At 70.8% G+C, this 20,175-nt stretch carries 13 protein-coding genes; 1 reads left to right on the top strand and 12 read right to left on the bottom strand.

Features of this window, described 5'->3' with window-relative positions; genetic code table 11:
• Positions 1-3 precede the first annotated feature (3 nt).
• The 6 genes from VAB18032_RS10320 to VAB18032_RS10295 all read right to left on the bottom strand — a co-directional run bounded on the left by VAB18032_RS10320 (position 4) and on the right by VAB18032_RS10295 (position 9,623).
• Positions 4-1,605, bottom strand: a complete 1,602-nt coding sequence (locus tag VAB18032_RS10320) for a lipopolysaccharide biosynthesis protein (RefSeq protein WP_013732759.1) — start codon at positions 1,603-1,605, stop codon at positions 4-6.
• On the bottom strand, positions 1,602-2,954 hold the full coding sequence (locus VAB18032_RS10315; RefSeq protein ID WP_013732758.1) for an O-antigen ligase family protein: 1,353 nt from the start codon (positions 2,952-2,954) through the stop codon (positions 1,602-1,604). The genes VAB18032_RS10320 and VAB18032_RS10315 overlap by 4 nt, the downstream gene beginning before the upstream one ends.
• 2 nt (positions 2,955-2,956) lie before the next feature.
• Positions 2,957-4,555 carry a P-loop NTPase family protein gene (locus tag VAB18032_RS10310; protein WP_043723673.1) on the bottom strand — a complete coding sequence of 533 codons (1,599 nt, stop codon included), beginning with the start codon at positions 4,553-4,555 and terminating at the stop codon, positions 2,957-2,959.
• A gap of 150 nt (positions 4,556-4,705) precedes the next feature.
• A complete protein-coding gene (locus VAB18032_RS10305; protein ID WP_043720321.1) occupies positions 4,706-6,628 on the bottom strand; it encodes a delta-60 repeat domain-containing protein in 1,923 nt (640 codons plus the stop codon).
• Positions 6,629-6,853: 225 nt separating this feature from the next.
• Positions 6,854-8,569: a glycoside hydrolase gene (locus VAB18032_RS10300; RefSeq protein ID WP_013732755.1), complete on the bottom strand. Its 1,716-nt coding sequence runs from the start codon at positions 8,567-8,569 to the stop codon at positions 6,854-6,856.
• Positions 8,570-8,750: 181 nt separating this feature from the next.
• Positions 8,751-9,623: a shikimate dehydrogenase gene (locus VAB18032_RS10295; protein WP_050814578.1), complete on the bottom strand. Its 873-nt coding sequence runs from the start codon at positions 9,621-9,623 to the stop codon at positions 8,751-8,753.
• Between the two features lie 6 nt (positions 9,624-9,629).
• On the opposite strand from VAB18032_RS10295, the gene VAB18032_RS10290 reads away from it, so the two are divergent.
• On the top strand, positions 9,630-10,886 hold the full coding sequence (locus tag VAB18032_RS10290; RefSeq protein WP_013732753.1) for an endo-1,4-beta-xylanase: 1,257 nt from the start codon (positions 9,630-9,632) through the stop codon (positions 10,884-10,886).
• A gap of 1,141 nt (positions 10,887-12,027) precedes the next feature.
• Here the strand turns inward: VAB18032_RS10290 and mltG are convergent.
• The 6 genes from mltG to VAB18032_RS10260 all read right to left on the bottom strand — a co-directional run bounded on the left by mltG (position 12,028) and on the right by VAB18032_RS10260 (position 18,097).
• Complete coding sequence (gene mltG / locus VAB18032_RS10285; protein ID WP_013732750.1) at positions 12,028-13,224, bottom strand: endolytic transglycosylase MltG; 1,197 nt, start codon at positions 13,222-13,224, stop codon at positions 12,028-12,030.
• On the bottom strand, positions 13,225-13,683 hold the full coding sequence (gene ruvX / locus VAB18032_RS10280; RefSeq protein WP_013732749.1) for a Holliday junction resolvase RuvX: 459 nt from the start codon (positions 13,681-13,683) through the stop codon (positions 13,225-13,227).
• Between the two features lie 72 nt (positions 13,684-13,755).
• Positions 13,756-16,434, bottom strand: coding sequence for an alanine--tRNA ligase (gene alaS, locus VAB18032_RS10275; protein ID WP_013732748.1), 2,679 nt, complete (start codon positions 16,432-16,434; stop codon positions 13,756-13,758).
• On the bottom strand, positions 16,431-16,736 hold the full coding sequence (locus VAB18032_RS10270) for a hypothetical protein (protein ID WP_013732747.1): 306 nt from the start codon (positions 16,734-16,736) through the stop codon (positions 16,431-16,433). Before VAB18032_RS10270 ends, alaS begins: the two co-directional genes overlap by 4 nt.
• 19 nt (positions 16,737-16,755) lie before the next feature.
• Positions 16,756-17,253 carry a DUF948 domain-containing protein gene (locus VAB18032_RS10265; protein ID WP_050814577.1) on the bottom strand — a complete coding sequence of 166 codons (498 nt, stop codon included), beginning with the start codon at positions 17,251-17,253 and terminating at the stop codon, positions 16,756-16,758.
• 118 nt (positions 17,254-17,371) lie between these two features.
• Positions 17,372-18,097 carry a hypothetical protein gene (locus VAB18032_RS10260; RefSeq protein WP_415877997.1) on the bottom strand — a complete coding sequence of 242 codons (726 nt, stop codon included), beginning with the start codon at positions 18,095-18,097 and terminating at the stop codon, positions 17,372-17,374.
• Positions 18,098-20,175: the final 2,078 nt, after the last annotated feature.

Here is a 20,175-nt window from a genome sequence, read left to right as displayed (position 1 = left end):
ATGTCACCTGCCCTTCGAGGGTCGTGGCGAGACGCTCGGCGCCCCGCCACGGATCTGCACCATGGTCGCCCGGATGCCCTGCCGCACCCGAGGCAACGTCAACAAACCGACGCAACCGACGGCCAGTACGGCCAGCGCCACCGCCAGACCGACGATCCCCCGGCCGCCGACCAACACTCCGACGATCGCCGCGGCACCCACACCGCCGACCGTGAACAGCGCGGCCCGCAACATCGACATGTCGGCCAACGGCTGACCGACGACGATGCGGGCACAGGTCACCGCGATCAGGTTCTCTGTGACGATGCCCGCCGCCCAGGCGCAGGCCGCGCCGGTGGCACCGTGGGCGGGGATCAGCACCAGGCCGAGGGAGACGGTGACCGTGAGACCGGCCACGGTCGCCGCGAGATGAAGCCCGCTGCGCCCGCTCATCAGCAACATGCTCTGCACGTTGCCCACACCCGTGTTCACCAGCATGGCCAGCGCCAGCACGGTCATCGCGGTGGCACCGCCGGCGAACCCGGAGCCGAAGAGTTCGAGAAACCCCGCACCGAAGACGGCCAGCAGCAGGTACACCGGCCAGGACAGCACCAGCGCCCAGGTGGTCAACTGCCGGTGCAGGGCGGCGGCCGCGTCGGGACGGTCCTGCCCGAACAGCCGGGACAGCTGCGGCGACACCGCCACCCGCAGCCCCTGCATGGCGAGCTGGCCGGCCAGGATGTAGCGGCTCACCGCGCCGAAGATGCCGGCATCGGCCGCACCGGCGAGCACTGTGGTGAGCAGCACACCGATCCAGACCGCACCCGAGTCGATGGCCGCCGACGCGGCCCGGGGCAGGGAGAACCGCCAGAAGGAACGCCACTCGTCGCGTCGGGCGCGCAGTCCCGCGCCCCGGCCGATCCCCAGCGGCCCGACGACCAGCAACAGGGTCACCGCAGCGGCCAGCAGGGCCGGCAGCACCCAGCCGGTCATGCCGGCCAGCAGGCCACCGCCGGCCAGCAGCACGGCCGCGCCGACCAGCAGCGGCCGCGCGGTGGGCAGCAGCACCGACTGCACCGCGACGTACATCCGCATCGGCCGTACGCAGCGCAGCACGCCGAACAGCAGGGTCATCGCCACCACCACCGGCACCGCGGCGAAGCTGACCCGCAGCAGCGCAGCACCGTCGACGCCGGCGCCGTCGAGCAGCCGACGCGCGAGCGGGTCGGCGGCGAGAATCCCGACGGTCGCGATGACGAGCGCCGTCGACAGCGGCGGAATCAACGCCACCGGCAGCATCCGGGCCGCGTCGCCCTGCGGGCCGAGCCGGCGTCGGGGCAGGCTCCAGATCAGGCCGGTCTCCGCGCCCAGCACGCAGAGCGCGGCGGCCACCGTCACCACGCCGATCGCCGCGAAGAAGACACCGGAACCCTCGGTGCCGTAGCCGCGGGTGATGACGACCACCAGGACGAAACCCATCAGCCCGTTGACGGCGGCCCCGAGCAGCCCGGCCGCGCCGCTGCGGGCGCCCCGGCGGGTCTCGGTCGCGGTGCTGTCCGACGCGGGTTCGGCGGGGCCGCCCGTGGCGGGTGGCTGCGGCGCGGGCGGGTGGACGGGGAGGCTCATGCCACCACCTCCGGTTGGGCCGCGGACGGGTGGGGCAGGGCCGGGCCAGGCGGTCGGGCCTCGCGTTCCACCAGGGACATGGTCAGGGCGACGGCGAAGAACGCCACCGCGAGGTTCGGGCTGGCCAGGCCGTAGAACGGGATCTGCACGATGCACACCACCGGCACCACCGCGAGCCACTGGCCCGCCGCCGAGCGGGCCCGCGCACAGATCACCGCCACGAGCGCGAACCAGGCCAGGAAGAACAACAACGCCGGTACGCCGTGACAGAACAGCACCATCCACAGCTGGCCCTGGGTGCCCACCGGGACGGGTGCGCTGATCGTGTCGACGGTGGCCGGCGCGCCGTAACCGAGCCAGGGTGACTCCGCCACCCGCCGCAGCACCTCTTCGTAGAGGGCGAACCGGTCGCTGTTGGTGTCGCTGGACTCGACCCGGTTGCCGATCAGCTCGGTGACCGGGATGAACAGGGTGGCCAGGCCACCGATGAGCAGCACACCGACCACGGAGGCGCCGACCCGGACGTTGCCGCGCCGGGCCGCCCGCAACCCGAGCACCAGCAGGCCGACACCGAGGCTGACGAACATCGTCCGGTTGAGGGTGAGGAAGGCCGGCGCCAGCGACAGCGGCAACGACACGATAACCGCCCAGCGCAGCACGCCCTGCCGCCGCAGCATGACGAAGGCCACCACGCAGGGCAGCGTCATCGCGTACGCGCTGCCGTAGTTGTTGGTGTACGGGAACGGCGCCGACGGCCGGTAGATGGGGTTGAGCGCACGCGGGCTGTACTCGCTGGCCGCGATCCGTACCAGGTCCTGGATGTAGGCGTTGCCGGAGACGCCACCCGGCAGGAGCATCTCCATCGGCGTGCTCATCTCGAAGCGGGGCGCCAGCACACCCAGCCAGCCGAGCACGACCAGCCCGAACCAGAACAGGCAGATCGGCACCAGCAAGGTGGACAACTCGATGCCCTGGCGCGCCACCGCGTACACGTACACGCCCACCACGAGGGCGGTCACGTAGAAGCCGAGTCGCAGGCCGAAGGCGAGCAACGAACCGACCGAGGACAGCTGGGTGGCGCTGACCACGACCAGCGACAGGAACAGCAGCCACAAGCCGGTGCCCGGCGGCAGCGGCACCCGACCCCGGACCAGCAGCAACGCCAGCAGCACCGCGCCCAGCAACGACCAGCCCAGGTAGAACGCGCCGGCCAGCCACCAGAGCGGCACCAGCCCGAACATCACCACCAGCGGCCACACCGGCAGCCGGGGCAGCACCGGAGCCGCCAGCCGGGCGCCCGGATGCTGGCCAGCCGGCTCGTCGACCGACGGCGGGCTGAGGGTGGGCACGGTCAGCCCCGGCCGGTGCGGGTCAGGACGAATCCCAGCGGGGCCACTCCGGCGGCCCGCAGTCGCTCCGCCAGGCGGCGCAGATCGCCCTGCTTCGTCCGATCCTGCTCGACCACCACGACGGCGGTGCCCTGCCGGGCGGCGGCCACGCCCCGCTCGTCGGCCTCGGCCGGCGGGGCGTTGAACAACACCAGCCCCTGGGCGGCGCGCTGCCGCCAGGTGCCGAAACGCACCCCACCGGCGCCCACCGGCACCTCGTCGGCCTGCTCGGTGACCGGGCTCTTCGCGGTCACCGGGCCGCCGCTCATCCGGGGCAGCATCATGGTCGCCTCCGGGTCACCGGCCGCCGGCCGGGCCGGGTTGGGATGCGGGGACGGACGGCGTACCGGCGTGATCAGCTCGGTGACGTCGTCGATGGAACCGGAGCCGTCCGGGCGCGGCTTGGGGATGGTGGGGCGGGCCGGGTTGACCGCGGCGGGCAGCCGACCGCGATCCGTCATCACCGTCGCGCGCAACTCGTCCAACCGGCCGCTGTCGTCGGCCACGTAGACGTCCCGGCCGGTGGCCGCCAGGGCCACCGCCAGGCCGGCGGTGAGGGGGGTCTGGTCCTCCCGGGTGGTCAACAGGGCGATCCGGGCCGGTTCGCGTACCCGCTCCGCGATGGCCATCGCCACGTACCGGATGTCCGCGTCCACCGGCCGGCGCCGTCCGAACAGCCCCTGCCCCCGCACGGTGCCCAGCAACGGCAGGCCGGTGGCGTCGCGCCCGTCGTCGACCGAGCGGATCCGCCGGTCCATCGACTCCCAGGCGTAGGCCAGCACCACCCCGAACAGCAGACCACCGAGCAGCCCCGCCGCCACGTAGAGCGGGCCGCGCCCGCTGGAGGAGACCAGGGCCTTCTCCGCACTCTGGGTGACCCAGCCCGGATTGACGTCGACCGCCGCGATCTCGGTACGGGCGGAGCTGAGCTGGGTCAACTGGTTGTTCACCCCGGCGAGTTCGGCGACGACCGCTTCGCGCGCCCCGTCCCGCGCGTTGGCCATCCGTTTCTGCAGGGCCGCCTGCCGCGCGGCGACATCTTCGATGCTCTTGTCGTACGAGCGCAGCATCTCCTCCCGCTGCCGTTCGTACATGTTGCGACGTACATCCAGATAGGACTGGGCGGCCAGGTTGGCATTGTTCACCGCCGACTCGGCCGAATCGGCGGTGAAGGTGAAACGCAGGATCTGCCCGCCGGCCGGTACCTCCACGTCCAGTGCGTCGCGCACGTCGCGGGGATCCCGGCCACCGGCGTCGGCGAGCCGCTGCACCACGTCGGTGCCGGTGGCGATTCCGCTCTCCACGTTCATGTTCACCGCCCGGTCGGCGGCCGCACCGCTGGGGGTGAAGGCGTCGGTGACCACCGGGCGGACCGCGACCACCGCGCTCGCGCTGACCGCACCGGGGATCAGGAAGACGTACCCGATCGCCGCCGCCAGACCCAGCACCGCGACTGCGGCCACCAGCCGGATCCGGTGCAGCGGAACCCGCAACAAATCGGTCAGCGTGACCGTACGAGCCGCAACCGTACCGCCGGACCAGCCGGGCTGTGCATCAGTCATGAACGCCACCGTCGCTACGTTGTCGAAAAGGAGCATCGCGGGTGCAGCGGCCTGCGGGACAGCTCCGCCCAGCGCTCGGGCCGGCGACGGGAATCCGCCGCCGGCCCGACCTGAACAAGTTACCGACCTTCTGCTACAACGGGTACACCCCTACTGCACCGCGAAGAACATCCGCGGAATCGACCAGGAGAGCCCATCTGCGGCCGTGGTGAGCACCGTACTCGCCGCCCCGCTGACCGCGGGCGCGGCCGTCGGGTCGAACGGCACGCTGCGCAGACTGCCGTCGGTGTGACCGTACACGATCTTGCCGTCGACCCAGGCCAGCCCCCGGACCGCAGACCAGGTCACGCCGGTGGTCGGCAGGGTGAACTCGGTGGCGCCCAGGTAGTTGCCGTCCACCTCGTAGTACCGGTAGTAGAGCCCGTTGGCGCCGGTACGGGTGTAGTAGAGGCGACCGTCGAGGAAGAAGGCGCCGGTCATGTTCGCCGGGTTGTACCAGGCGTTGAAACCGGACGACTCCCACGGCACCCCGACATTGCCGCCGTTGAACATCGAGATGTCGATCCGGCTGCCGGTGGTGCTGCCGGGGACGGTCCGCGACCAGTAGATCCGGTCACCCAGACCCCAGGTCGCGCCGGCACCGGTGTAGTTGGGCTGGCTGACCGTGGTCGGCGTGCCGACGGTGGTGCCGTCGAACGGCACCCGCTGCAGCTCGCCCGCGGTCACACCCAGGTACAGGTGACCGGAGCTGGCCGCCGACGGGTTGCGCGGAGTGATCGTCCGACCACCGGCGATCGGGAACATGCCGAGCCGGCCGTGGTACTCGTTGGCCATGCCGTCGGAGTTGTGCCCGAAGTAGAGCCCGTCGCTGCCCCGCCAGATCACCGGCACGGCCGAGCCCCAGTTGCTGGCTCCCGAGGGCAGGGCGCTGCCGCCGCGACGACCCGGGTTCCAGTTGACCGGCATGCCGGTGGCCGGGGTGACCGCGGCGATACCGAGCCGGTCGATCGCACCCGCGCCGGCCCGGTCGCTGGCGTTCGGGTTGTTCAGCCAGCGGAAGTGCCCACCGAGGTAGATGATGTTGTCGGCCACCTCGACCGAGGTGATCGTGTCGTTACCGGTGTAGTTGACCCAGGTGCCCAGCTGGTTGGGACCACGCGCGGCGGTCTCGAACCGGATCAGGGCGTCGCAGTAGGCGGCCGGCCAGCCGGAGCCACCGTTGGTGCCGACGACGAACCAGCTGCCGTCACCACCGAAGCGCAGGTCCTGCACGTAGTGCACGAAGGTGGCCGGGTCCACGCACGGCGCGACGAACTTCTCCGAACTCCAGTCGATCACGCTCGGCGTACCGGTCAGATCGATGAGCGCGATCTGGTTACGGGACAGCCCGTCGACGAGCGTGAAGTTGCCACCCACGGCCATGGTGCTGCCGTCCGGGGTGACGTCGATGGTCCAGGCGTACGAACCGGTGCCGTGCCGACCGACCGTGGCGTTGATGTTGAACGTCGGGTCGATCGCGCCCGTGGAGGCGTTGAGCCGGGCGAGCCCGGAGTGCGCGGTGCCGTTGATCCAGTTGAAGGCGCCGGCCAGGTAGAGGTCGTTGCCGTGCAGGACCATGTCGCGGATCATTCCGCCGTCGGAACGGCCGACCCAACTGGCGATGGTCTCGCCGGTGGCCGGGTCGAGAGCGACCAGGTTGCGACGCGACTCACCGTTGACGTTCTTGAACGCCCCGCCGACGATCAGCGTGCCACCCGGCCCGGCGATCAGGGCGTTGACGGCGCCGTCGAGCACCGGCACGAAGGCGGTGTTGATGACACCGGTGGTGCGGTTGTACGAGAACAGGTACCGCTGGGTGATCCACGGAGAACTGGCGGTCTGCCGGATCTGGGTGAAGTTGCCCCCGACGAACACGGTGTTACCCACTTCGGCGAAGGTACGAGCCTCACCGTCGCGGCCGTGCGGGGTGTGGTCGACCGGGTTCGTCGACACGAGGGTGCCCGTCTCAGGTACGGGCAACACGGCCGCCTCGGCCGCTTTGGGTACGGCCAGTACCGCCGCGAGAGTTGCCAACGCGACAGCTGCGACCCGTACTCGACGTCTACGGGTGGGATGCCGCCGGAAGGAGATTATGGGCACGCTACGCCTCCAGGGTGGACGGGATTGCCGGTAGCCTCTCGCGTCCACCCTGCAGGGCGACATCCGCCGATTGGGCGGTCGGTGAATCCGTTAGCGGACAGTGGCGACACCAGAGGCTTCAGCAGCGACCGAGTGTCCCAAACCGCTGTCCGGTTGCCGTCAGCGGCTCCCTCCGGTGGGTTGCCGCAGGTAGCTGTCCCGTCCCGCGGCGGTGAACCCGGCCAGCGCCGCGGCGTCGTGATTCATCGTCATGTTGCAGGTCTTGGTCGTGGTCGTCATGCCCGGCGAATTGAAGTAGATCGCTGCCTTGATTTTCGGGTGGGCCTTCAACGCCGCCGGGAATTCCTCGAACCAACGCCGCTTGGCGTTCGGATCATTCGCGTCGAAGTTCGTACCGAACTCGGCAAGCATCCGCGGCTTGCCCGCACCGATGCCCTTCTCGTCCAGCCACCGGTAGAACGATCCGACGGTGGTGCTCGGGCTCTTCCAGACCGTGCTGCCGTTGCAGACGTGGAAGTTGTACGGATCCCAGGCGACCCAGTCGACGTACCGGTCCCCGGGGTAGAGCCCGGCGTACCTGTCGTAGTGACCGGACCAGCCCATCATCGTCCACACCCAGACCGCGTTGCGCACGTCGGCTGCGGCGAACCGGTCGTGCACGTACCGCCAGGCCCGGACGAAGTCGGCGTCGCTGCCCTTGGCCGGCTCGTCCTCCGGTTCGTGATCGAAGCCGATGAAGACCGGCTGTCCCACCGCCCGGATCCGGCCGGCGACCGCGTCGATCGTCTCGTCGTACCGGCCGCTGTACACGTCCTTCCAGGTCAACACGGTGCCGGAGGAGAAGACCCGGCTCTCCCAGGCGAAGAACATCAGCCGACCCTCGCGCATCTGCTGCTGCTGGTACGCGTCCGGGAACGCACCGTTGCTGCCGGTGTTGGAGAAGTCGTGGTAGCGGTGCACGATGTCGAACTTGCGACCCACCTGCGCCTCGATGTCGGTGACGGCCCGGCCGTGGTCCCAGGTCTGTGGGTTGGTCGGCGAGTACATCCCCCACCAGGCGCCGCAGGACGGCACCAACTTGTCCGACACCTTCCCGCAGGCGCCGGAGTCGGCCGGCGGTCGGGTCGCGGTCGGCGTCGGCCGCGCGGGCGTCGGACTCAGGCTGGGCGAGGCGCTGGGCGACGGGCTCGGCGAGACGGGCGGTCGGGTCGGCTCCGCGGTGGGCGGCAGGGTGGCGCTCGGCGGGGGCGGCGCCGGACGGCCGGCGACGTCGTAGCTGAGCACCAGGTTGGGCCGCAGATCCGCGCTGCGGTTCTCGGCGGAGGCCCAGTAGATGCGGGTGTCGAGACCGGCCTGGGCCAGCGAGACGGTCCAGATGCCGTTACCCGTGACCAGCCCGGAGACGTCCCACTCGTTGAATCCCTTGGCGACGCCGGTGACCGTGTCCAGAGCCGAGGCGAGGCGCTCCGGTGCCGGGCGCTGCGCGGTGGCGTCCAGGTTCGAGGCGTGCGCGCTCACCGTGGCCTTGAACGCCTGCCAGGCGTGCACCCGCAGGGTGGCCCGGACGTTCGTCGCGTTCGCCGGCAGCGTGGTCACCATGAAGGCGAGCACCGCGTCCCGGCCACCACGTGGATTTCCGTCGCACCGCGCCGGGCAGGTGGCCAGGGTCGACTTGACGCTGTTGTCCCCGTCCTGCACCACGGCCGTGGCGGTGGTGTCGGCGACCACCGGGATGGAGACGTCGTCGTCGGCGAGCAGCGGCACCATGGTCGCGGTGAGTCCGAGCACGACCGTGATGCCGAGGGCACCGAGGACAACGGCCTTGCGCCGGGGACCGGGGTGCCGGATGAGGCGATGCAGTCCACGCCTGGTCACGGAAACTCCTTGCGTCTGCGGCGGTAACGCTGTGCAGCGTATCGGTGTACACAACAGAGCATGGGCATGACAGGGGGACCTAAGCGGGTCTTAATCCTCACCTAAGGCTCAGCGCAGAAACGACCCTTTCGGTCCGTGATCACTCTCGTCCGGATCCAGCATCACCACACTCGTCCGTAGATCATGGACGGTTGGCGTAGGCGGCGGTCAACGCCGAGGACATCGCCGCACGCGGGGCCGGCACACCGGTGAACTGCTCGAACTGGCCGATCGCCTGGGCCAGCAGCAGGTCCAGACCGGAGACGACGCGGCAGCCGGCGGCCGCGGCCGACGCGGCGAGCGGGGTCGGCCAGGGATCGTAGATGGCGTCGAAGAGGACCGTGGTGGGACGCCAGGCCACCGCATCGGCCAACCCGTCTGCGGCACCCTTGGGCACTGTGGAGATCAGCACGTCGGCGTTCGTCGATGCCACCGCCTCGGACCAGGGCGCGGCGGTCAGCGCCAGGCCCAGGGTGTGCGCCACCGGCGTCAGTTCGGCGACCGCCGCCGCTCGGCGGGCGATCACGGTGACGCCGGCCGCCTGCAACCGGGCCGCCGCCGCCAGCGCCGCCCGGGCGGTGCCACCGGCACCCAGCACGGTGACCGTGGCACCGGCACCCACCCCCGCCTCGGTCAGCACCTCGACCATGCCGGTGACGTCGGTGTTGTCGGCGTACCAGGAACCGTCGGGTCGGCGTACCAACGTATTGGCGGCACCGACGGCGGCAGCGACCGGCGAGACCTCGGCGGCCACCGCGAGCGCCGCCTCCTTGCCGGGCATGGTCACCGACAACCCGGCCCACTCCGGGCCCAGACCCGCGACCAGATCCGCCAGCTCCGCCGCCGCGCACTCGATCCGGGTGTACGACCACCCGTCGAGCCCGGCGGCCGCGTAGCCGGCGTTGTGGATCACCGGGGAGAGGGAATGCGCGATCGGCTTGCCCACCACCGCCGCCTTGTGCACCGAGCCCGCCACCGACGCTCCTCCACCGCAGGGACGACTGTCGCCTAACATCCAACAATGTCCGACAGCAGCCTGCGACACCGCATCGGAAAGACCACCCTCACCCTGCGTGGGCCGGACCGGCGGGCGCTCGCCGAGCAGGTCGTCACCCTCGCGCAGCGGCGGCACGCCTTCGCCTTCGGCAACATCGGCTTCGACTTCGTCAACCTGGTCGGCGGCCCCGATCCCGAGAATGCCCAGCCCTTCGGCGGTACGGATTCCGCGGATCTCGACCGGCTCGGCGACCTGTGGCTCGGCCTGTTCAACACCGCCACGCTGCCGTTCTACTGGGGCAGCTACGAGCCACGACGCGGCGCACCCGACACCGAGCGGCTGACGAGGACCGCGCGCTGGCTCGCCGATCACGGGGTGACGGTCAAGGGTCACCCGCTGGTCTGGCACACCGTGCAGCCGCCGTGGCTGCTCGGCCTCGACCTCGACGAGGTCGAGGCGCTGCAACGGGCCCGCATCCGCGACCTGGTCGGCGGGTTCGCCGGCCTGATCGACACCTGGGACGCGATCAACGAGGCGGTCATCATGCCCGTCTTCGCCAACGGGGACAACGCCATCACCGACCTGGCCCGGGCCCGAGGCCGGATCCACATGGTGCGGATGGCGTTCGAGGAGGCCCGGGCGGCCAACCCGACGGCGACCCTGGTGCTCAACGACTTCGACCTCAGCTCGGCCTACGAATGCCTGATCGAAGGCGTCCTCGAAGCCGGCGTCGGCATCGACGCGATCGGCCTGCAGACCCACATGCACCAGGGGTACCGGGGCGAGGAGTACATGCACGAGATGCTCGACCGGTTCGCCCGCTACGGCCTGCCGCTGCACCTGACCGAGACCACGCTGGTCTCCGGCCACCTCATGCCGGCGGAGATCGAGGACCTGAACGACTACCAGATCCCGCAGTGGCCGAGCACCTCCGAGGGCGAGGCCCGGCAGGCCGAGGAGATCGTCCGGCACTACCGGTCCCTGCTCGCACACCCGGCAGTCGAGTCGGTGAACTACTGGGGGCTCACCGACCGGGGTGCGTGGCTGGGCGCCCCTGCCGGCCTGGTCCGTGCCGACGGCAGCCGCAAGCCGGCGTACGACGCCCTCGAAGCCCTGATCAAGGGCGAGTGGTGGCTACCGCCGACCCCGATGCGCACCGACGCCGACGGCCGGGTCACCGTCGAGGGCTTCCTCGGCGACTACACGGTGAGCGCGGGTGAGCACCGCGCCCACTTCACCCTCGACGCCGCCGACAGCGCCGCCACCATCAGCGTGGCCTGACCATGATCGGCACCGGAGGTCCTGCAAATCTCCGCAACACAGAGAAATCCGAGGCCAGGAGAGCCAGCCACATTGCCAACGAGCGCGCGATGACATTTTCGGTTGCCGCCGACTGCCGTCAACTCACCAAGACCCGATTTCACTAACGGATTAAAGCGCGCCCAGCAATTGCTGACCGGGCGCGCTTCAATCGTCAGACTTGAGCAGCGCCCTAGCTAATACAGCGTCTTGGGCGCGGAGCAGTTGCCGATACCAGTCCGGCAGATGCGGTACGAATACTGCGCGCGCCCGAAGGTCGCGTGCTGCTCGGTGGCGGTGCAGACGCTACTGCCTTGCCAGTTCCAGGTGCTGGATCCAGGCGCCCGGTACTGCCATCGTGCGCAATGACTGTCAGTCAGAGTGTCCCTGGCGTAGAGATTCCAGTCCCCGTTTCTGATGTATTCGGCTCTCCCCGCTGCTCCGGTCGTGCTGAAGTACTCGTTCACGGCCGCCTGAACGGGCAGCGCTGAAGCGGCGAGAACGGCAGCCACGCCCGCTGCGACCACTGCTAAGCGGCGTGAACCTCGAACAACACCCACAGAATCAACCCCCGAACTCTCCGTTAACTTCTGCAAAGAAGACCCTAGGCCATCGATATGGGCGAGTCAACAGATCGATCAGGCGAGTTGTTGTTATAGCGTTGAACAGCCCCAAAGCACAATGACAAGACCGCAACTCGGTAACGACGTTGCCGGCCGCCGGTGCTGGTGTCATCCGGCGAGGGCCGCCGAACGCCGGGCTCGGGGCACCCGTACCGGCTCCGCGCGCGTTGACCTGCTTCTATCAGGCGTTGATGGTGCTCATCCGGTTCCGCAAAGCCGAGGACGTCGCCTTGCACGGCGCGGGGTTCGGCGCTTCACGGGCCACCGCGTACCGCTACCGCGACGAGGGCTTCACTGTCCTCGCGGCCCAGGCGCAGGATCTGCACACGGCCCTGCGGCGGGTCGCCGCCGACGGCTGGTCTCATCCTCCTAGGCGGGAAACCGTTCGACTGCGACCGGCCTCACCGAGACCACGCTCAGCGTCAAGGGCGACATGATCGACGCCTGGTATTCCAGCAGCATCGCGACTTCGGCGCAAACATGCAAGCCGTCATGCGCTCTCAGAGAATTCCGTTTTCCTTGGCCTTCGCCACGTTACGTTCGTGCTCGGCGTTGGTCTCGGCGAATGCGGAGCGCCCTTCCTTGTCGATCGCAACAAAGAAGAGCCAATCACCCTTGGGCGGATCCATCGCCCCTTCCAGCGCCTGCTTTCCTGGATTATTGATCGGCGTGGGCGTCAGACCGGGGTGCGAGTGCGTGCTGTACGGGTTCTTCGGATCACGAATTTCCTCCCTCCGCATTTCTTTCGAGGACTTGGTCTTTTTTCCAGTCAACTCCCAGTAGTAGTTGACCGACACGTCGAACTCAAGACAATTACACGGAAAGTTGCCGCTGTAGGCGCGGTTGTACGCCACCCGGGCGATTTTTCCTAGATCCTCGGCATTACCAGCCTCAGCCTGGGCCAGCGAGGCGACGATCAGCGCCTCGTACGGGCTGATCTTGCGGTCCTTCTGCACCCGGTCGGCGAACTCCATCTCACCGGTGACGCTCAGGAAGTGGTCGACCATCTGTCCGAGGATGGTCTCGGCGGTGGCGTTCGGCGGGATCTCGTAGGTGTCCGGGAAGAGGAAACCCTCGATGGACTTCTTGGACTTCTTGCCGTCGTCCCGCTTGAACCACCAGTCCGGTACGCCGAGCTTCTCCGGGTCCTTCGCGGCGGCCTCGAACTCCTTGACCGGGATGTCGGTCTTGTCGCTGAGCAGCTTGAAGATGCTCTTGGCGGTACGCCCCTCGGGGATGGTGATCCCATTGACGATCCGGCTGGCCGGGTCGAGCATCGCGGCCAGCGCCAACTCGCCGCTCATCTGCTTGCGCAGCTTGTAGGTGCCCGACTGGATGTTGCGGCTGCGGGAGTTCTTCTCGGCCGCCTCGATGAACGCCTTGGTGCTCTTGATCACGCCCGCGTCGTAGAGCGCCACGGCCATGTCGGCCAGGAACGCGCCCTGCGGAATCTGGATCGTCACTTCCTCGGTGCCCGCGCCGTCGTAGTCGGGGGTGACGAAGTAGCTCTGGACCCGGTCGAAGCCGTAGAAGGCACCACCACCGATGCCGCCGAGCAGCACCAGGGCCAGCAGCAGCGCCAGCGCTGTCTTGCCCCGGCCCCCGCCGGAGCGACCGCCCCGCTTACGACCTCGGCGGTGCTTGCCCTTGTCCCCCCGATCCTGCTCGTCGTGACCGAGGTCCAGCTCGTCAAACATCTACGTCCGCCTCCGCTGCGTGTCCAGCCAGCTCTGCAGAATCTCCACCGCGGCGGCCTGGTCGACCACCGCGCGTTGCTTCTTTCCCCGGACACCTCGTTCGGCCAGCCTACGGCTCGCCACGACCGTGGACATCCTCTCGTCGGTCAGCGTCACCGGGACAGGCGCTATCACCTCGGCCAGTTGTCGAGCGTACGCCTTGACGTGCTCGGCTGCGGGCCCATGTCGACCAGCGAGGTTGACCGGCAGGCCGACCACCACCTCGACCGCCTCGTGCTCGACGACCAACGCGGCGATCTCGACAAGATCCTTCGGCACCGCGTCCGGCCTGGGCTTCTGCTCCCGAGCGACGGTGACCAGCGGGGTGGCGAGCACCCCGTGCGGATCGGACCGGGAGACCCCGATGCGGACCTGACCGACATCCACACCCAGCCGTACACCCCGGGACAACTCAGTCACCGACCGTCACCTCTGTAGCGAAGGGGCCAGGGCGGACCGAAGTGGTCCGCCCTGGCCCGCTGTGCCGATGATTCACGCCTCGGCGATCGCCTTCTCGACCGTCAGCAGCAGGGTCGGCACCTCGGACTCGGGCAACCCGCCGCCCTGGGCGAGGTCCGGGCTGCCGCCGCCGCGCCCGGAGAACGCCGCCTTGACCAGGTCGTTGGCGGCAAGACCCCGGCTGCGGGCGGCCGGGTTGACCGACACCACAAGCGACGCCTTGCCGTTCGACCGGGACGCCACCGCGACCACACCCGGCCGGGCCGCGTCGATCCGGCCCCGGATCTCCTGCGCGAGGGTACGCACGTCGTTACCGGCCGCGCCCTCGGGCGCCTCGATGCCGACGTAGGCGACCCCACGGACGTCCTTGGCCTGGGCGGCGAACGCCGCCGCGCCGCCGAGCACCAGCTGGGCGCGCAGCTTCTCCAGCTCCTTCTCCGCGTCGCGCAGCTGGGTGACGGTCTGCTCGACCCGGTCCGCGACCTGCTCGGAGGGAACCCGGTACAGCTCGGCGAGACGGGACACCAGCAGATGCTCCCGGGCCAGGAAGTTGAACGCGTCCATGCCGACGAGCGCCTCGACCCGGCGGACCCCGGACCCGATGGACGACTCCGAAAGGATCTTCACCAGGCCGAGCTGGCCGGAGCGGGACACGTGGGTGCCACCGCACAGCTCGCGGGCGTAGTCACCGACCTCGACCACCCGGACCTGGTCGCCGTACTTCTCGCCGAACAGCGCCATCGCGCCGATGCGACGCGCCTCGTCCAGCGAGGTGACGAAAGCGTGCACCTCCAGGTCGGCCAGCAGCACCTCGTTCACCTGCTGCTCCACGTCCCGCAGCACACTCGGGGCGACACCGGTCGCGGTGTTGAAGTCGAACCGGAGCCGACCCGGAGCGTTGAGCGAACCGGCCTGGGTGGCGGACTCGCCGAGGAAGTTGCGCATCGTCTGGTGGACCAGGTGGGTCGCGGTGTGCGACCGGGAGATGGCCCGCCGCCGACTGGTGTCGATCTCGGCGTAACCGGTCTCCCCCGCGCGCACCTCGCCCCGGATCACCCGGGCCCGGTGCACGATCAGCCCCGGCACCGGCTGCTGCACGTCGAGCACCTCGACCTGCCCACCGCCCACGGTGATCATGCCGAGGTCGGGCTGCTGCCCACCACCCTCGGCGTAGAAGGGGGTGGTGTCTAGCACCAGCTCGACCATGTCACCCTCGACCGCCGCCGCACGCGGGCCGTCGGTGCCGAGCACCGCCCGTACCGTCGACTCGCGGGCCGTCTCGGTGTAGCCGGTGAAGGTCACCGGGCCCCCGGCGTCGAGCACCGACCGGTACGCCGACAGGTCGGTGTGCCCGGTCTTGCGCGCCTGCGCGTCGGCCTTGGCCCGAGCCCGCTGGTCGGCCATCAGCCGGCGGAAGCCCTCCTGGTCGACGTCGAGCCCCTGCTCGGCGGCGATCTCCAGGGTCAGGTCGATCGGGAAGCCGTACGTGTCGTGCAGCTGGAACGCCTTGTCACCGGAGAGCGCCGGCTTGCCCGCCGACTTCGTCTCGGTGATCGCGGTGTCCAGGATCGTGGTACCGGCGCGCAGCGTGGCGAGGAAGGCGTCCTCCTCGGCGTACGCGTACGCGGAGATCCGGTCGAAGTCGGTGGCCAGTTCCGGGTACGACGGCGCCATGCAGTCCCGGGCCACCGGCAGCAGTTCGGGCAGCGCCCGCTCCTGCCAGCCGAGCAGCCGCACCGCCCGGATCGCCCGGCGCATGATCCGCCGCAGCACGTAGCCCCGGCCCTCGTTCGACGGGGTCACCCCGTCACCGATGAGCATCAGCGCGGTCCGCACGTGGTCGGCGACCACCCGCAGCCGTACGTCGTCGGGGTGGGACTGGTTGGCCGCCTGGCCGGACTGCGCGCCGTACCGCTTGCCGGTCAGCTCGGCCGCGCGCTCCAGGATCGGCCGAACCTCGTCGATCTCGTAGAGGTTGTCGACGCCCTGCAGGATGGAGGCCATCCGTTCCAGGCCCATGCCGGTGTCGATGTTCTTCTTCGGCAGCTCACCGACGATCCGGAACTCCTCCTTGCTCCGGACGTCCGCGATCTCGTACTGCATGAAGACCAGATTCCAGAACTCCAGGTAGCGGTCCTCGTCGACCTCCGGGCCGCCCTCGAGGCCGTACTCGGGGCCCCGGTCGTAGTACAACTCCGAGCAGGGGCCCGCCGGTCCGGGGATGCCCATCGACCAGAAGTTGTCCTTCTTGCCCCGGCGCACGATCCGCTCCGCCGGCACGCCGGTGTGCAGCCAGATGTCGTACGCCTCGTCGTCGTCCAGGTAGACCGTCGCCCAGATCCGCTCCGGGTCCAGCCCGAACCCCCCCGCCTCGACGGACTTGGTGGCCAGGTCCCAGGCGAACGGGATCGCCCCGTCCTTGAAGTAGTCACCGAAGGAGAAGTTGCCGTTCATCTGGAAGAACGTGCCGTGCCGGCTGGTCTTGCCGACCTCGTCGATGTCCGGCGTACGGATGCACTTCTGCACGCTCACCGCGCGGGGGAACGGCGGTGACTGCTGGCCCAGGAAGTACGGGACGAACTGCACCATGCCGGCGTTGACGAACAGCAGGTTCGGGTCGCTGATGGCGGGCAGCGGAGCGGACGGCACCACGGCGTGGCCATTCGCCTCGAAATGGGCGAGATACCGCCGCTTGATCTCCGCCGTCTTCATCGCTGGTGTTCCTCCGGAAAGATTTCTCGATCACCGAGCCGCGGGTCCTCCCGCAACTCGGCGAACTGGTCGTCGAACGCCTCACCCTGCGCGAACGCCTCGTGGATCTCCTGCTCCCGCTCGGCCATCCCGGCGCGCACGTCCGCCACGAAGCTACGCAGTTCCTCGACGAGGCCGCCAGCGGATTGCGACAGGTTGTCGGCGATGCCGGCCGGAGTGTACGCGTGCGCGGCACGGGTCGCCTTGCGGACCACCACCACGCCGACGGCCAGTCCGATACCCAGCCAGAACAGACGCCTCATGCTCGTACCTCCCGACGGGTCACTGGTTGCCGCGCCGGGCGGCGCGCCGCTGGGCCTTGATGGTGTCGCGGACCTCGCGCTCGGTCTCGGCGTGCCGGCGGGCGGACGCGGCCTTGCGCACCCCGTAGCCGAACGCGGCCACCTTGACCAGCGGGTTCGCCGCGGCGGCGGAGACGACGGTGACCAGGTTGGCGACGTTGGCGCTGATGTTCTGCGCGTGGCTGGTCATCGTGTCGACCTTGGCGAGTTGCAGGTTCACCCCGTCGAGCGAGGTCTGCACCTGCTCCAGGGTGACGTTGACGTTGCGCACCGTGGTGTTGACATCACCCAGCAGCGGGCCGGTCCGGTCGTTGAGCTCGTTGATCATCCGGGTGGTGGCGTCCACGGTGTGCCGCAGCCGCAGGATGGGCAGCGTCAGGATCAGCACCAGCATCGCGAACGCGATCGCCGCGATCAGCGCCGCGACCTCCAAAAAGCCCACGCCTGTCCTCCTCAACGAAATGTCTCGGGGCGGCATTATCCCCGATCCGCACGACCGTCTCGCCCGCGCCGACGCCCGCTGGCCCTGCCGAACGAACGGCAGGGTGACACGCGTGACGCCAGACCAGACCCTACCGTCCGTGATGACATTCGGCTCAGGACGGTGGTGACGGCGTCAAGTCACCCAACGGGTCGTCGCCCAGGGTCGGGTAGGGGTCCACACCGGTCAGTGACGGATCGGTGCTCGGCTGGGGCCGGGTCCGGTCGTCGTCGATCGCGTTGCGCACCTTCACCGTCACCAACGATCCAGGGCACTCCTCGGCGGCGGTCTCCGGGTCCAGCGACGGCACCACCGCCGGCTCACCGTCCACCGGAGGCGGTACGCAGGTGGGTGCCCGGACCCAGAGATCGAGGGTCAACTCGTCCCGCCGCCAGCAGGTGTAGCTGCCCTTCTCCTCCTGTTCGGGGCAGTAGGCCGGCTTCCACGGCTGCCAGCCGTCCTGACTGAGCGCCGACTCGTACACCTGGGCGGTCTCCTCCGGTGACCGCTCGGAGTTCACGGTCCGCTCCCGCAGCCGGCAGTCCAGCAGACACCAGCGGCTGCCGCTGACGGCGTCGACCGGGTCGACCGCGGCCCAGGTGGGCACCGCCAGGTCGTCCAACGAGGCGAAGACCGGGTCGCGGCCCTCCGCCCGCAGACCGAAGAAGGCAGGCACCACGCCGAGCAGCAGCACACTGGCCACCGCCAGGACCACCACGCGCAGCCGTTGGTTGCCGCCACCCTGGTGGCGCAGTTCGCCACCGTCGTCCGGCCCGTCGTCGACCGGCCCGTCGGCGTCCCCGCGTTCGGCGTCGGCGGGTCGCCGTACCTCCGGCTCCATGCCGGGTCGGAGCACGGCCGGGCCCATCGGCGCGACCGCCGCGGCGGCCCGGGCCACCACCGGCGATTCACCGACCCGCGACGGCGACGGGGGTACCGGTGCGGTGCCGGACGGTTCCGGACGCGACGGGTTACGTGGTGGCGGGGCGGCCCGACCCGCCTGCCGTTCCTCAGGGCGAACGTTGCCCCGGTGAGGGCCCGGTGGCGGGCCACCGGGTCGGCCGGGGCCACCGGCGGGTCCTCCGTCGGGACCACCCGCAACGCGCGGTCCGCCGCTGGTGGGCGCCGCCCTCGGCGGCACCGGCGGTTCGTCGCCGCGCCGCGCCCCCGGCGGGGATACGGATGGAAACTCGCCCGACCGTCCCGTCCTCGGCGGCTCCGGCAGCCTGCCGGGGCGTGCCACATTCGGTGGCAGGTCGTCCGGCTCGACGGCGCGGCGCGCCGCTCCGGGCACTGCGGTGTCCGGCTGCCCCGGCACCCGGACAGGCCCGGCCGCCGGCGCTGACCCGGCGCGCCCGGCCACCGACGCCGATCCCGCCCGCCCGGCCGTCGAGGCCGTTCCGGGCCAGCCGGGCAGTGACTGGCCGGTGGTCGGCGGCCCGCCCGGCGATGGCTGACTGCCGGCCGGCGGCATGCCGGGCTGGTTGCTGACCGGCGGCACGCCGGGCGGCACGGCACGGCCACGGCCGGTGGGCGGCTCGTCGTGGCGCGGTGCGCCGGCGGCCGGCCGCCGTGGTCCGGTGCCGGGCCGACCCGTCTCGACGCCGGGGGCCGGACGGCCCGGTGGCGGCCCGGTGGGAGTGTCCATGCCGCGCTGCTCACGCGTCGCGGGCAGGTCGTCGGTGGACGAACCGGCCGGGGCGTTGCCCGGCCGGATCGTGCGCAGCGCCGGATCGGTGTGATGGGCACGACCGGCCTGTCGCAGCCAGTCCGCCGGCCGTTGTGGGCGGCCGGCGCCGCCAGCCGCGTCTGCCGGTGATTGTGGGCGGTCGGCACGGCTGGCCGGGTCGGCCGGTCGTGGGGCGCGACCGGTGCCGCTGGTCGGGTCGGCCTGGTGTAGGGCGTGGTCGGTGCGGCCGACTGGATCCGCCGCCCGCCGCCCCAGGTCATCGGCCGGGCCGGACCTGGTGACCGGCCCTTCCTCGGCGGCTCGCCGGCCAGGCCGGCCCAGCGGTTCCGGTTCCCCTGGGTGTACGGAGGCGGGCACGTCCGTCGCGCCGGCCGCCCGAGCACCGGTGACCGGCGGCTCGGGTGCTGCCCGACGCCCCCGGGACGGAGTCGCCGGGGTCTGCGGCGGGACCGACGCGGCCCGGCGGGCCCGGGGCGGATGCTCGTCGCCGGCGGAGGACGACTCGGGAATCGACGGAGCGTTGCCGGACAACGGCACCGCCGGTTGGTCCACGTCGGGCTCGGCGGCGCGCCGTCGACCGGCGCGCCGGCCGCCGGCAGGTGCACCGGTGGGACCGGCCCCCGACACGGGCGTCATGCCGGCCGGCGGACGACCCGGGCCGCGCTCGATCGGTTCGCCGCCGGAAGGTGCCTCGGGAACCGCCCGACGACCCGGCTGAGCGTACGGACGTGGCCCGGTGTTGCCTTCCGCCGGACCGGGAACGCCAGCAGGGTCCAGATGGTCCGGCGCGGCACGACGAGGGCCGGCGGGTGTGCCGGCCGGCCGGCCGACCGTGCGACGCGACGTGGGCGGGCCCGACACCGGACCGACCGGCACACCGGAGACCGGACCGTCCGGCGTACCGGGGATCGGGCCGGTCACCGGCCCACCGAAGAACGGCGGGCCGCCGGCCGGACGGGGCCCACCGGCCGCAGCGGGCCCTCCAGGCACAGCGGATCCCCCATGCGCTGCGGGGCCTCCAGCCGGGATGGACCCCCCAGCCGGACGGGGTCCGCCAGCCGGGGCAGCCCCACCGGCCGGACGGGGTCCGCCAGCCGGGGCGAGGCCACCGGTCTGATGCGGGCCGCCAGCCGGGCGGGTGAGCGGCGCGCCTGGCCAGGGGCCGTCCACCGGGCGGGCGCGGGGCGGTTCGGCGGTTGCCGGACGCGGCGGGGACGACGGGTCGGCAC

It is taken from the genome of Micromonospora maris AB-18-032 (genome assembly GCF_000204155.1).
Lineage (GTDB): Bacteria > Actinomycetota > Actinomycetes > Mycobacteriales > Micromonosporaceae > Micromonospora > Micromonospora gifhornensis.
The sequence above is the reverse complement of the archived record's forward strand: the minus strand, read 5'-3'. Positions and strand labels throughout refer to the sequence as shown.